This window comes from Hymenobacter taeanensis (assembly GCF_013137895.1).
Classification (GTDB): Bacteria; Bacteroidota; Bacteroidia; order Cytophagales; family Hymenobacteraceae; genus Hymenobacter; species Hymenobacter taeanensis.
The window spans coordinates 308,950-322,739 of sequence record NZ_CP053538.1 but is presented as its reverse complement, the minus strand read 5'-3'; the positions used below and the strand labels follow the sequence as shown (position 1 = coordinate 322,739).

Genomic DNA, 13,790 nt, shown 5'->3' with positions numbered 1-13,790 from the left:
ATAAAGCAGCTAGAACAGTACTTCAGATAAACCAGCTGCGAAATAGATATATATTCGGCCTGCTTTATTTACTGATTGTTACGTGCTATCCATGATGCGTTTACCTGTGCTTATAGGAGCTGCTGCAGTGCTTAACTGCTATTCCGCTACTGCGCAAACACCCGATTCGGTGCCCGCAGCGGGCAAGTGGTATGTTGGGGCTGGGGCCGGGTACCACTATTATTATTCTATTAACCGGCCCTACGTTCGGGCTCGGCCAGTGTACCTGATGGGGGGCTACACCGTCACCCCTAAAGTGTCACTGCAGGCTGAAGTGCAGTATGGCCGGGTGGTCAATCAAACCCATAACCAGGGCCAGGTTGACGGGGAGCTGTATGATTTCACGTATCGTGAGGAAACACGCAGCACTGCGGTAACGCTCCTGGCTCGCTTTAACCGAAGCCAGCCGAGCCACCATCTGCAATTTGATTGGCTGCTAGGTCTGGCAGTGGTGAGCGGAATGCAAAAAGATGCGGCTTACCGCACCAGCACCACAACAGGAGCTAGCTCGGCCTATTATTATCAACCCATTCGTGAAACCACGCCTCACCTAGTGGGTGGCCTGGGCCTACGCTACTTGCTGGGGCCGCACCTTTCTATCGGTGGAGAACTGCTAATAAGCAAGAACACGAAAATTCCACCTGTCTCGGTTTGGGGATTAGCCCCCGGGTTCGGGGCTAATTTGGGGGTTAGCTACCGGTTTGGAGCCCCGGCTTACTAGGAGCTGATTACACAAGTAGCCGTACGTTGCCGCCTACGGGGTGGCCTACGCAGGTCAGCGTGAGGCCCTGGGCAAGGTCACGCTCAGTCAAGACCTCGTTGTAGGAAAGCCACACGTGCCCCGATACGCACCGGGCTACGCAATTGCCGCACACGCCGGCCTCGCAGCTGTAGGGCAAGGTCAGGCCTTGCTTGCGGGCGGCTCGCAAAATGGTATCGGGGAAGGCGACGGGGAGACGGTGCGTGTGCCCGCCTACTTCCACCTCCACAGTGCGCGTGGCCGTATCAGGCGGAAGAGCAGGCCGGGTAGAAGGGGGCGGCACAAAATTCTCTCGCCGAATGCGGTCGGCCGATAGGCCTAGGGCATGCAAACCATACGTGCACATCCGCATGTAATCGAGGGGGCCACATACGTAGGCCAGCATTCGGGCCGGGGTGGTGGTAGCGTGCTGCTGCACAAGTGTTACGAGCAAGTCTTTGTACAGCCGCGCCCTTGCTAGATCAGGGTAATTGCTGAAGAGAAACTCCACGTGCAGCCGACCGGGGTAACGCGCTGCCATCTTTCGTAACTCTCGCCCAAAAATGGCATCCTCGGGGGTGCGGTTGCTGTAGATGAGCAGCACCCGCACTTCGGGCTGAGTGTGCAGCACCGACTTTAGCAGGGAGAATACCGGCGTGATGCCGCTGCCGGCGGCAAACAGCAGCAACTGCTCGTAGGCCACTTCTGAGTGCGTGGGCAGCGTAAACAACCCGCCGGCTCCCAGTGTGAGCACCTCATCGCCCACGGCCGCTTCATCAATCAGCCACCGCGAGAATAACCCATTGGCCACCCGGCGTAGCGTGATGGTCAGGCCACTATCCACCTCCGGCGCCGATGACAGCGAATAGGACCGCCGCAGCCCCGGGTGGCGCGGATGGAGCAGCGTGAGGTATTGCCCGGCCCGGTACTGAATAGAGTAGGGCGGCTCCAGCCAGAACGTTTTGGCCTGCGGGGCTTCTTCTTGAATATGCGTAATGCGCAGTGGAATGGTCACGAAAGCATGTGTTCGGTTTCTTCTGGAAGGGCAAGAGCTGCCACGTATGAGTAATCAACAAAGTGGGAGGAACCTTATCCGAGACCTGATAGCGTCACTCATTGCTCATACCTTGTAGGGGGCCACTTGCGGTGTGAGTCAGGTTTACGATGTGCGTTATTGTGCCACCACATCGCGCAGGTAGGCATATACTTCGGGGTTGCTGAGCAGGGTGCCGTGGTGGAGCTTGGGGTACACTTGCGTGCTAATACGCAGGTCGGGTGGGGCGGCTGGGTCGCGGAAGATGCGGCCGTGAGCACTGCCGGCCCCCACCAGCCCGTCGCCGAAATACTCATGCAGCACCGAGGTAGCCGACTTCAACAGGGAGCCCACCAGAATGTGGTAGTGCACGCCGGGTAGGGGCGGCACCACCGTGCGGGGCGGAAACAGGTCGTCGGCGTGTGGGTTCTGCCAGTCCTGCTCCACCAGCCGGGCGTGGCGCAGGTCTTTGATGCCGTTGCTGCGCTGGTCAATCAGGCCACTCACAAACCGCGTAGGCCACAGGTTGATTTTGCGCAGAATCAGGGAAGTGAAAAAGCTGTTCTGCTCTAAAAATGAGCCATCGTTGGGTACGCCCAACAGTAGCACGTCGCGGAGGTGGCCTAGCCAGCTGGCGGGTTGGGTAGGCTCCAGACCAGGCCCTTCTGCCGTAGCCGTCTCACTGCCGCTCCGGGCCTCCTGCTCAGCGTAATACCCGGCGCTCCGGATAACCAGGCCGCCCATGCTGTGGCCTACCAGCACCAGCTCGCCCACTGCAGCCGGAAAGGCGCGCACCAGTTCGGTTAGCAGTTGGTGTAGCTGCTGCCCATTTTCTGAAATATGCAGTCCCGAGTTGTAGCGCACGTAGAGGCAGCACGCGCCTAAGTCCTGCTGAAGCGCGGGGCCGTAGCGCGGGCCCGTGGTAGAACCCGCCTGCCAGATAATTTCATCGCCCATAAGGCCGTGCAGAAATACCACCGTTTTCTGGGGCCGCCCCGTAGGGCCTGGGGTGAGGCGCAGATCTGCCACGGGTACGTCCGCCTCATGACGCCGGAAGCTCATCTGAATGGTCCGGGAATCCTGGCGCGCCGCAAGCTGGTCGCCGAAGGCACCGTTGAGCACCGGCAGGGTAAAGTGCATGTTCTCCTGCCCGGCCCGGTACAGAAACTCGGCCCCCACCAGTGGGGCCCGCGCAACGCGCCCGGCCGCGGCGGCCACCCGGCGCCACCGGCTGCCGCCAGCTGCGGAGGTAGATGCGGTAGAGTCTGGCGTTTCTGACACGGGGTAACGAGTTGCGGGTGATAGAGGAAGCAAGTAAGTATTACTTCGGCAGAACATGCCCCACGGGGCGTGGGTCACTGAACAGCAAACAGTGCACCCGTAAAAAAGTCCGGCCGCTGCTAACTGCAGTGGCCGGACGAGAAGAGGAAACGGAAACCGCGGCGGCTATTCAACTACCAGTTTACGCACAATGTGGCCTTCTGGAGTTTGCAGGCGTAGAGTGTACAAACCAGGGCGTTGGCCGCGTAAGTCTACCAGTCGGCCGTGCGAGTCGGCGGGGGAGGCTGCCGCCTGGCGCAGTACCTCACGCCCCGTAACGTCAGACACTATGAAGGGCGCCGTTGAGATGGCGGCATTACCCAGAGAGGCCAGCGAGAATTCTCCGCCTTTGCTGGGGTTGGGGTAAATCTGCAGCGCCGACTCGGTGGCCGGGTTGCGGGAAGCCGTAACTACGCCCGCCAGGGTTATATCATCCACAGAGAGCTTGTTACCAACGGTGACGTTCTGCAGGTGGCTGCTCGTGAAGAACATCTGCATGGTGTCGGGCGCAAAGGTTTGGTAATAGGTAATGGGCACATCTACAAGCGTGTAGGTAGATGCCTCCGGCAGCAGCCCGTCAATGTAGGCCACCTCCTGGGTAGTGCCACCGTTCGTTTTCAGCAGCTGAATGGCAAAGGCGGGCTTATCGGCCGCATTAGGCGCAATGGTGGCTTTATACCAGAACTGCAAGCGCGTAGGACGACTGGTGTAGGGGATACCCCCAAAAAAGTCGCCGCTGCCATTAGGGTTAAGCCGGGTGCCCAAAAACATCTGGCCTGGTACCGACTGCTGAATGGCGGCAAATACCTTGGTTTCCAGCTGAGCGGCAAAGCTGCCACCATGCGCATCCGAAGACTTGGTCATGGTGAGGGAAGACACCGGCAAGCTGGGCACGTCGGCGAGGTAAGCAATAACGTCATCCACGTTAAGCCAACTCTGCGGAACCTCGCCACTGTTGCGCGTTACCCAAGTCTCCATTGCACCGTTGGGCACGGTGGGGGCCGTTTGCGCTAGCGCCGCAGAAGAGTAAAGCAGCGCTGCCAGCGCCGCCGTCACAGTACGTAGGAGTAGTTTCATAAAATGGAAGGGAAAATAAAAAGCCCAATGGCCTCTTGTACGGATGATAAGGTAGACGAGCAGTATTCGTGGAAAATATACAACACAGACAATAAAGTGTTCTGAAAGCTGCACAATGTGTATGCTCTCACAGACTTATCCGAACGGCATTGCCTCCACCAATTACAGATTATAACGAGTTATAAATGAACTTGTTTACCAGGCCAGATCCAGCCCAGCACAAAACCCGTGAGGAGGCCGCCCACGTGGGCGGCATTGTCGGTGGAGTAGGCCTCCAGGCCACCCGCGAGGCTGCTGGCCATCAGATAAAACACCAGAACTAGCACGGTGCGGCGGGCAGAGCGGTCGAAGGATGTAGGGTGCCCCGCCAGCGTAGCCAGAAGCAGCCCGTAGAGCCCAAAAATGGCGCCCGAAGCTCCTACTGACAGTACGCCCTGGCTGTGCCACCACAAACTGAGCAGGCCCCCACCCACCCCGCTTAACAAGTACACCAGCAGCAGCCGGCCGCGCCCCGTCAGGCTCTCCGTCATCAGCCCCAGAAACACCAACGACGACATATTCATAAGCAAGTGCCCCGGCCCGCCATGCAGGAAGCAGCTGGTAAGCAGGCGCCAGGGCTGCCCATGCAGGGTAAGTGGGGTGAAATTGGCACCCCAGCGCACCAGATCAGGCGCGGTGGGGTTGAGGGGGTTCTGCCCAACCAGGGCCAGCAGCACGTAGGCCAGTAGGTTAAGCCATAGCAGTAGAGGTGTAACAAAATAGCCGGGGCGCGGCCAGAAAACCCCGCGGCTGATCTGGCGCAGAAAAGCCCAGCCCGTTAGGTCTGGCGAAGCCGAAGGCTGCGGCCGAACCGGTGGCCCCTGCGGCAGCTCCTCCGGAATCAGGCCCCGGCGCTGCAGCTCCTGCACGGCCGCTTGCGCTACCGCCGCCGGATAGCGCTGGGCGTGCTGCGCCAGGTAGAGCAGCTCGGCATCGGTTTTTTGCGCAAAGTAGCTGGTGGGGTCAGGGGCCGACATGAGCGAAGGGCGCGGAGTAGCACGCCAATACGTTTGGGGTGCTACTTCGCGCCCTTAGTGGGCGTCATAAATCCTGCCAGGGCCAACGCACCTGACAGGATTGCGGGCGCAGTGGCCTAGAGGTCGGTGATGTTGCCCTGAATAGGGGCCCGCTCAGAGGCTTTGCCCCGCAGCTCATTACTGATGTCGCGCGCCTCAAAGTCGGCCCGGTTCATGTCGCGGTCCATCATGGGCTGGTCGCTTTCGTAACGCGATTTAAAGTTCAGCAGCGAGTTTTTGCGCAGTACCAGGGCCTGCTGCATCAGGGTCAGGCGCTTTTCCATGATGGGGTGCAGGTGCTGGTTGTAGGCCTTGGCTTTCATAAACCAGCTGATGCGCTCCAGCGTGAGGTCAATTTGGCCAGGAAACGTGGCGGCGGCAGAGTCGCCCTGGGCAATTTGCGTGAGGTAAGCGGCCTGGTTTTCGGCCAGAAAGTAGCGGCGGGCCATGCGTAGGTAGCGGCCGGTGGCCGTTGTATCAGCACGGTCGGCGGCGGGCAGCTGCTGGCGCACCTGCTGTACCTGGGCCTTGGTGGTGGCCTCAAAATCAGGGAGGCGCTGCGTTTTTACGGCTTCCAGTACCACCGGGGCCGTACTTGCCGGCTTTATAGCGGCAACGTTCTCTTTGGGGCGTAGAATGAGCCAGCCCGCCAGGCCTAGTAGCACCAGCCCGAGCGCCACGGGCAGCCAGCGCCGCCAGGCCGCCGGCTCCGGTTCCTCATAGTCATAGGGGAGGAGGGCGGGGGAGGGCTCTGCGGGAGCCGTGGGCAGTGCAATGCCGCGCCGGCGCAGCTCCTGCGTGGCCGCCATTATCAGGGCAGAATGGTAAAACTCAGAGTGCTGCACTAAGTAACGCAGCTCGTCATCGGTTTTTTGCAGGAAGGTATCGTTGCCGTGGGCAGACATACTGACTAGAAATAGAAAGCGGTAGAGTAGCAGGCAAGTGGCCTAGCACGCGCAGAAGGCCCTGGCAGGCAAGATAAGGCGTGCGCCGCGGCAAAAAAAGCAGCAGAGCCCCCAGAGCCCAACCGCAGCCCGGCACTGGCGTATAGCCAAAGCCAGGCCCGGCCTGGTTTTCCTGAGGCATCATCATTTCTTACTCCTTTTCTATGAACACGCCCACCCCCAACTCTGCTGAACAACCCAATAAGCAAAAAGCTGAAAACCAGTCCGGTGAAACCCCGCAAACCCACCAAAGCGACCTTGCCCAGGACGAGGGCGACGGCATCCGGGGAGGCTACGGTGATGCCGACCAGACCAACGGCCTGGAAGGCGGCGCCGAATCTGGCCCTGATGGTGGCCCCAAGCACACCAGCTAAGGTATAGCGCCATCATGTCATTCCGGGCACCGGAAGAAACCTGAGTTAATCTGCTTACAGATTGGCCTGGTTTCTTCCGATGCCCGGAATGACCGTTTTAAGCCGGGCCGTGCTTGCTGAGCAGCAGCGTGTAACTTGCCGTATATGGAGGTGTTTTCTCAGTTTTTCTGCCGGATTGGCTGCCTGAGTGGCCTGGCGCTGCTGCCGGCGTTAGCGCAGGCTCAACCCGGTAACCCCCTGCGGCGCCTGCTGCGGCAAGATGCGGCGCTGGCCCCGGTAGTACGCCAGGCCAAGGCCCACCGGCTCCAGATCCTGTACACTCAGATTACCCGCGACGCGCAAGGGCAGCCCCACTTTCGGAGCTACCAGTTTCGGGTGCGGCCGCGGGAGTACTTTTACCCGGCCAGCTCCATTAAGCTGCCCACCGCAGTTCTCGCCCTGGAGAAGCTGCGCGCGTTATCAGCCTCTATTCCGGGGCTCACGCCCGAGTCGCCGTGGCGAATTGATTCGGCGTTTGCCGGCCAGACGCGTGTGCTACACGATACCAGCAGCGCCACGGGGCGGGCCAGTTTAGCGCAATATCTGCGTAAAATGTTGCTGGTGAGTGATAACGACGCCTACAACCGACTGTATGAGTTTGTAGGCCCGGCGGCCCTGAACGAAGGCTTGCAGCGCCACGGCCTGCACCACACGGTGCTGCGCCACCGCCTTTCCGTGGGCGACCAGGACCCCGGCGCCCGGCACGCAAACCCCATCACAATTTATGCTGATACTGCCCTGCAGCGCCCGTTATATGGGCAGCCGGCTGCTGTCTTCGCGGGCGAGTGGCCTGGCGTGCGGCAGCGTAGGTTGCGCATTGGGCAGGCCCACTTCCAGGGAAACCAGCGCCTAGAGGAGCCCCTAGACTTCTCTACCAAAAACACTACCTCCCTGCCCGACCTGCAGTGGGTGCTGCGGGCCATCCTGTTTCCGGAAGCAGTGCCTGCCTCACAGCAGCTGGCCCTTGACTCCGCCGACACGCGCTTCCTGCGGCGCTACCTGAGCATGGTGCCCCAGGCCAGTCAACACCCGCGCTACTCTCCAGCCGCCTACCCCGATAACTACGCCAAGTTCCTGCTGGCCGGAGGAGCCGCTGGCCCGTTACCGGCCGGAGTACAGATCTTCAACAAGATTGGACAGGCCTATGGCTTCCTGATTGACAACGCCTACATCCGGAACCCTGAGCAAAACGTAGAGTTTTTGCTGAGCGCCGTGGTATATGTGAATTCCGATGGCGTGCTGAATGATGATAAGTACGAATACGACACCGTAGGCCTGCCTTTCCTGCATCGGTTGGGAGAAGTGGTGTACGAGTATGAGCGGAAGCGGAAGCCCCAAAAGCGACGGTAGGTGAGGGGCTTGTAGGCGTTATTGCATAACCGTAGCGCTTGAGGGGCGTACAGATAGAGCTACCTGTGTTAGAATTGAAGTTGAGGTTACCTAGTGTATGTCTGAGTCGTCTTACGGGCTTTCCGTCATTACTTCCGTAGAGGAATACCAGCAGTTGGTGCAGACCAGGGCGGGACAACGGCTCGTGGACCTAACCGAGCGGATTCCCTCCCTGGTGCTCGACATACGTTACGCCACCCCTGATAACCTGCTAGGTGAGGCCGTGTACTCCGAGGCACGGGCCTTCCTGCGGGAGCCGGTGGCCGATGCTCTAGCCCAGGTGCAGGAAAGCCTAAAAGCGCGTGGCCTGGGCTTATGCGTGTATGATGCCTACCGCCCCTACAGCGTAACGGTTCGCATGTACGAGCAGATTCAGGACGAAGACTTCGCGGCGCCGCCCTGGCGCGGCTCCCGCCACAACCGAGGCTGCTCCGTAGATGTGGGCTTGGTGAAACTAAGCAACGGAGAACGGGTGCCACTGCCCACCGACTTTGACGAGATAACGCCCGCCGCCCGCTCCCGCTACGGCGACCTGCCCGCCCACGTAATGCTTAACCGCAGCATCTTGCTGGCTACTATGCACTACTATGGCTTCGTTAACTACCCCGGCGAGTGGTGGCACTTTGACCATGAGCGCTGGCCCGAGTTTGACTTGCTGGATTTACCGTTTGCCGCCGTGAAGGTGTAGCACGGCCTGAGCATATGGAGTTGCTGGCTTCTACCAGAGGCAAGCAGGTAGCAGAACCCTGGCACCGCCTGCTGAAAGTTGGAAATGATAGGTTGCAGGTTCGCGTAGAAGCCGAGGCCCAGCTGTGACGGCAATAGCAAGGCTGCAGCGTAAACTTCATAAATTCTCAAATTCACCTCCCGCCCTCCCGTGAATCGCGTAATTTTGAGGCAATGTTTCGATTACTTGCCCCCGGCCGCTTCCCGTTTCTTGCCTTTCTGATCCTCACCTGGTTACTGCGTAGCCAGTTGGCTACCGCTGCCGATACACCGCCCAAGCGGGAACTCCGGGGCGTTTGGATTGCCACCGTAGAGAATATTGACTGGCCCAGCAGCCGTAACCTCACCCCCGAGCAGCAGCGCCGCGAGTATCGTCGTATTCTCGATGAGCACCAGCGCAGCGGCATCAACGCCGTATTTGTGCAGGTGCGGCCCGCTTCTGATGCCTTCTATCAGAGCAGCCTAGAGCCCTGGAGCAAGTGGCTCACGGGCACCCAGGGCAAGGCCCCCACGCCGCTCTACGACCCCCTGCCGTTCCTGATTGAAGAGGCGCACAACCGGGGTATGGAGTTTCACGCCTGGTTTAATCCGTACCGCGCCTCCATGGACTCCGTGACGCGGCGCCTGGCTCCTAACCACCCCTTCCGGCAACACCCAGAGTGGTTCCTGCGCTTCGGAGGCAAGCTGCTGTATAATCCTGGTCTGCCTGAAGTGCGCAACTATATTACGCAGGTAATTCTGGATGTAGTAAAGCGCTACGATATCGATGGCGTCCACTTCGATGACTACTTCTATCCGTACCCCGAAGCGGGCCTGACTATTCATGATGAGCAGGCCTTTACCCAGTACAACCCCCACAGTCTGGGCCTGGCAGACTGGCGGCGCGAGAATGTGAATGAGCTCATTCATACCCTCCACGACACCATCCAGAGTACCAAGCGCTGGGTGAAGTTTGGCATCTCGCCCTTTGGCGTGTGGCGCAACCAAACCACCGACCCCAATGGCTCGGCTACCAAAGCCTTCCAGGGCTATGATGGCCTCTATGCCGATGCGCTGGAGTGGCTGCGCCAGGGCTGGGTTGATTACGTGCTGCCCCAATTATACTGGAGCAGCAACTTTAAAGTGGCCCAGTACCCGGTGCTGGTTGAGTGGTGGGCCCGTAACAGCAACGGCCGCCACCTGTACATTGGGCATGGAGCCTACCGCATGCTCGAGAATACCCGCGCCGATACTACCTGGCGCAACCCCCGCGAGCTGCCCCGCCAGGTGCGCCTCAACCGCACCTTCCCCACGGAGGTGGGCGGCAGCGTATTCTTCAGCTCCAAGTCGTTGCTCTCCAACCCCCTGCACACTACTGATTCTCTGCGCCAGCATGAGTTTCGCTACCCGGCGCTGGTGCCCGCCATGCCCTGGCTGGATGGTGTGCCCCCGCGCCCCGCGCAAAGCCTGACTCTAACGGCCTCTGCCGCCGCTAACACGCTTACCTGGCAGCCCAGCCCCGTTGCCCCCGACGGCGACATAGCTGCTTATTACGTGCTCTACCGCTTTGATAGCAGTACCCAACCTACCCCCGACGATCCGCGCAATATTCTGGCCGTGCTACGCCCCCAAACCGGGCGGGGCTTGTTTTTTGCCGATACTACCGCCCTCCGCGGAGTGGCCTACGCCTACTACCTCACGGCCGTTGACCGCCTGCACAATGAAAGCGCGCCGGTGCGGGTGCTCAGCACGGGGCGCCCAGCCGAAATTGTGGTAGCCCAAGCTCCTGCACCTACGCCCACGCCGCCGATTTCAACGCCGCCACCCGCCGCCCCTGCGCCCACAGTACCTGCTAGGCCAGTGCCTGCCCCACGGCCCACCGTGAGCGGTAACGCTCCCACTAAGGTCAAAGTCAAGACGAAAGCTAAACGCAAGCGCGGTGGCTTCTTTGATCGTCTGTTTGGTGGGCGCTAAACTCTGGTTAGGTAAAGCATAAAAGCAAAGAGGTGGCCTGCTGTAGGCCACCTCTTTTCTTTTTCGTCGTCGTCGCTAGGGTTATAGAAATACCTTTTTCAGCAAGGTCAAACACCAGAGGCAACCAGCGCTTAGTAACTTTTCAGTCTTTTTTTGTATAAGATTTCGAGGTATTTTCTTACACAAAGCTAGAAATAAGCCTAAGTATTTACCACCGGTTTAGGCAGGTATGCGTAACACTAATTACCCGTTTATTAAGGGTTTGTACTGAGAAGAAAGCGAAGTATTAGGTGCTAAGCTGAACCATTCGGCGTTACTCTTGAGAATAGGATGGAGGACTGGTTAGGCTAACATCCGGTCCCGTGCTTGCGTAAATCTGGTTGCCTGGAGTATTTGATTATTCCAATACAGATCTTACTGTAAGTACTAGAATATGACTGACGTTCAACAAAATATATACGGAGAGGAATATCTTTCTTTTATAAAAAAGAAGGAGTTTCCCTGCGTTGCTGCCAAAACTGCCCTTACTTTTCAACAGATTAAATACTTGGTGGTTGACCACTTAGCCTGCCCCAAGGACGATGCCGCCATTTTGGAGTTTATCTACGAGTTCGTGGATACCTACCGGCAGTCTGAGAAACTGTACCACAGTGCCGCCGTTATCTTCAAAGGCCCTGAGGCCCCCAATGAGGCCATGTTTGAAGAACTGTTCTGGCAGCGCCTACAAGCCCTCTCCAACCTCGATGCCCAGCGCTATGGCTACGACCGGCGCGTGGTCGCCGACCCCTCGTCGTCGGACTTTAGCTTTAGCTTGAAGGAAGAAGCGTTTTTCGTGATTGGGCTGCACCCGGGCAGCTCACGGGCGGCGCGGCAATTTGCTTATCCTACGATGGTGTTTAACCCCCACGCGCAGTTTGAGCAAATCCGGAATAACGGCCGCTACGACAGCATCCGTAACACCATTCGCACGCGCGATGTGGCCTACTCCGGCTCCATCAACCCTATGCTACAAGACTACGGTGAGGCATCAGAGGCCTACCAATACAGCGGAAAAGCGTATGATGACTCTTGGAAATGCCCCTTTATAAGCCAACATGGATCAACTAACCATCATACCGCCGCGTAGCGGTACCGCTTTCATTCTGCGCCAAGGCCAACGGCTTAAAGTAGTTGACATTGAGGGCGAGCAAGTATCAGACTTCGTGTGCTACAATCTCGATGACCGGGCTGAGTACCTCTCATCAGGCCGCACCATTGATTATGCCGAAACGATTTTCCTGACCAAGGGCCACCCATTTTACTCCAACCGCAGCAACATTATGTTTGAGCTGGTGGAGGACACTGTGGGCCGGCACGACTTTCTGCTTACCCCCTGTAGCGCCGATACATTTCGCATTATTTACGGCCACACGCATCCGCACCGCGGCTGCTTTGGGAACCTCTGTGAGGCGCTCAAGGAGTACGGCATCAGCCCCGATGCTATTCCCATCTGCTTTAACATCTTCATGCACGTAACCGTGGATGGCGAAACGGGCAAAGTGGATGTGCTGCCACCCAAGAGCAAAGCCGGCGACTACGTGATTCTGGAAGCCAAAACCGACCTGCTGATTGGCATGACGGCCTGCTCGGCTGAAATGTCGAATAACTATTCCTTCAAGCCAATTGGCTACCAGATCTTGAACTAGCTGACGCTCTGCTAGGCCTGGTTTCTGCTTGCATGCATAGCCTGAACCTAGCAGTAGTGGCCTGGCAAGCAACAAAAAAGCTCCTCCCGAGACCGGGAGGAGCTTTTGCTTTCTAACTAGTCCAGACCTAAAGGCTGCGATACTCAAACCGCACCCGGCCCGTAGAGCCACCGGTGCTGTTTTTGGTGCCTACTATGCGAATCAACATCGTTTCGCCGGTGCCGCGCACCTTCACGGCATACACGTCGTTTACGGCTACTGCGCCCAGATCGGCGGCAGTGGTGTTCTGATAAATGAGAGTGCCTACGTCATTGGCCGTAGCCTTGGTATAAAAGCCATTGGCTACCTGTGCCGCTGGTACCTTGTAATAACGCGTGCCATTTGCGGCGCTCAGCACCAAGGTATTACCCGATACACCACTTACAAACAGGTCCTTGGCAGTAACCGGGTTGGCGGCTGGCTCGTTCAGGCCGGTTTTCAGGTTAAAGGCCAAAGAGTCGGGCGCCGAGTTGGGGCCGAAACTCACCCGGCCGGTGCGGGTAGTAGCCAGGGCCGTGGTGCCTCCAATAGCAATTGGAGCTGAGGTAACGGTAGCCGAGGTAGATTGGGCGTAGGCCACAAACACAAAGTTGATGGTTTTGCCGCTGGCGGCAGCTGGCACCACAATATCAACGGTGCGAGTGTTGGCGGCGCCGGCCGTGGGGTTTCTTACTACGCCCAACCGAATGGGCGCCTGCGTGCCTTCGCGGTAGTAATACGCGAGGCTATCAACGGCCTTAAATAAGGTGGCGTTGGGCGTAGCCGCGGGTGCAGGCAGGGTAGAAATACCACCTTCGTTGATGATAACAGAATACCCAATAATGTCGCCGGTGCTCTGGGCGGTGCCGGCTAGGCCATTGCGGTAGGTAGCGGGCGTAGCGCCAAACTTAAGGGTAGGGGAGCTGGCTACCGTGTAAGTGAAGCGCCGCATGCGCTTGCTGCCGTTGGCAAAAGTCAGGGTCACGTCTACCCTCACGGGTGTTTTATTGGCCAGGTTAGCGGGCACTACGTAGGGCACTGCCTGCGTAGTGAGCTGAGCCGATTGCAGGAACTGCCCATTGGCGGGGTAGGTGCCTACTACAGCCGAGTCCTGCTTATTAATAACCTGGAAAACCGTAATGTCCTTCGGCGACTCATTGGCATTGTAGCCAATGATAACCGGAGCAGTTTCACCAGGAGCGTATTTAGCGGCCAGGCCAGCGTTGGGTAGTCCCAGAATGGTGAAGCCCGATGCATCCTGCACCGTGTAATGATTATCAAACGGCTCCTTTTCGCAGCTGGAGGCCGCAAAGCAGAGCAAACCGAGCGCTGGCGCCACCAGGGCATTCAGCCAGGGCCGGGCAGTGGTATATAGTTTCATGAAAAGCAGAGTTGAACG

At 58.5% G+C, this 13,790-nt stretch carries 13 protein-coding genes; 7 read left to right on the top strand and 6 right to left on the bottom strand.

What is annotated here, in order from left to right; all coding sequences use genetic code 11:
• Positions 1-91 precede the first annotated feature (91 nt).
• Positions 92-760 carry an outer membrane beta-barrel protein gene (locus tag HMJ29_RS01385; protein WP_171589805.1) on the top strand — a complete coding sequence of 223 codons (669 nt, stop codon included), beginning with the start codon at positions 92-94 and terminating at the stop codon, positions 758-760.
• A 7-nt stretch (positions 761-767) separates the two neighbouring features.
• On the opposite strand, the gene HMJ29_RS01380 is transcribed toward HMJ29_RS01385, so the two are convergent.
• The 5 genes from HMJ29_RS01380 to HMJ29_RS01360 form a co-directional block, all read right to left on the bottom strand.
• On the bottom strand, positions 768-1,793 hold the full coding sequence (locus HMJ29_RS01380) for a ferredoxin--NADP reductase (protein ID WP_171589804.1): 1,026 nt from the start codon (positions 1,791-1,793) through the stop codon (positions 768-770).
• 156 nt (positions 1,794-1,949) lie between these two features.
• Positions 1,950-3,092 carry an esterase/lipase family protein gene (locus HMJ29_RS01375; protein WP_171589803.1) on the bottom strand — a complete coding sequence of 381 codons (1,143 nt, stop codon included), beginning with the start codon at positions 3,090-3,092 and terminating at the stop codon, positions 1,950-1,952.
• A gap of 165 nt (positions 3,093-3,257) precedes the next feature.
• Positions 3,258-4,208 carry a T9SS type A sorting domain-containing protein gene (locus HMJ29_RS01370; RefSeq protein WP_171589802.1) on the bottom strand — a complete coding sequence of 317 codons (951 nt, stop codon included), beginning with the start codon at positions 4,206-4,208 and terminating at the stop codon, positions 3,258-3,260.
• A gap of 179 nt (positions 4,209-4,387) precedes the next feature.
• Positions 4,388-5,224 (bottom strand): rhomboid family intramembrane serine protease, encoded by an 837-nt coding sequence (locus HMJ29_RS01365; protein WP_171589801.1) that lies wholly within the window; start codon positions 5,222-5,224, stop codon positions 4,388-4,390.
• Positions 5,225-5,340: 116 nt separating this feature from the next.
• Positions 5,341-6,168, bottom strand: a complete 828-nt coding sequence (locus HMJ29_RS01360; RefSeq protein WP_171589800.1) for a hypothetical protein — start codon at positions 6,166-6,168, stop codon at positions 5,341-5,343.
• A 203-nt stretch (positions 6,169-6,371) separates the two neighbouring features.
• On the opposite strand from HMJ29_RS01360, the gene HMJ29_RS01355 reads away from it, so the two are divergent.
• The 6 genes from HMJ29_RS01355 to HMJ29_RS01330 all read left to right on the top strand — a co-directional run bounded on the left by HMJ29_RS01355 (position 6,372) and on the right by HMJ29_RS01330 (position 12,373).
• The gene (locus HMJ29_RS01355; RefSeq protein WP_171589799.1) at positions 6,372-6,581 is read left to right on the top strand and encodes a hypothetical protein; all 210 of its coding nucleotides are present in this window, start codon (positions 6,372-6,374) and stop codon (positions 6,579-6,581) included.
• A gap of 144 nt (positions 6,582-6,725) precedes the next feature.
• Entirely contained in the window at positions 6,726-7,970 is a 1,245-nt protein-coding gene (locus HMJ29_RS01350; protein ID WP_171589798.1) for a serine hydrolase, read from the top strand.
• Between the two features lie 97 nt (positions 7,971-8,067).
• Positions 8,068-8,697, top strand: a complete 630-nt coding sequence (locus HMJ29_RS01345; protein ID WP_171589797.1) for a M15 family metallopeptidase — start codon at positions 8,068-8,070, stop codon at positions 8,695-8,697.
• Positions 8,698-8,909: 212 nt separating this feature from the next.
• Positions 8,910-10,688, top strand: a complete 1,779-nt coding sequence (locus tag HMJ29_RS01340; RefSeq protein ID WP_171589796.1) for a glycoside hydrolase family 10-like protein — start codon at positions 8,910-8,912, stop codon at positions 10,686-10,688.
• Between the two features lie 433 nt (positions 10,689-11,121).
• Complete coding sequence (gene gntA / locus HMJ29_RS01335; protein WP_171589795.1) at positions 11,122-11,814, top strand: guanitoxin biosynthesis heme-dependent pre-guanitoxin N-hydroxylase GntA; 693 nt, start codon at positions 11,122-11,124, stop codon at positions 11,812-11,814.
• A complete protein-coding gene (locus HMJ29_RS01330) occupies positions 11,783-12,373 on the top strand; it encodes a DUF1989 domain-containing protein (RefSeq protein WP_171589794.1) in 591 nt (196 codons plus the stop codon). Before gntA ends, HMJ29_RS01330 begins: the two co-directional genes overlap by 32 nt.
• A gap of 127 nt (positions 12,374-12,500) precedes the next feature.
• Here the strand turns inward: HMJ29_RS01330 and HMJ29_RS01325 are convergent, their stop codons facing one another.
• Entirely contained in the window at positions 12,501-13,772 is a 1,272-nt protein-coding gene (locus tag HMJ29_RS01325) for a hypothetical protein (RefSeq protein WP_171589793.1), read from the bottom strand.
• Between the last annotated feature and the right edge of the window lie 18 nt (positions 13,773-13,790).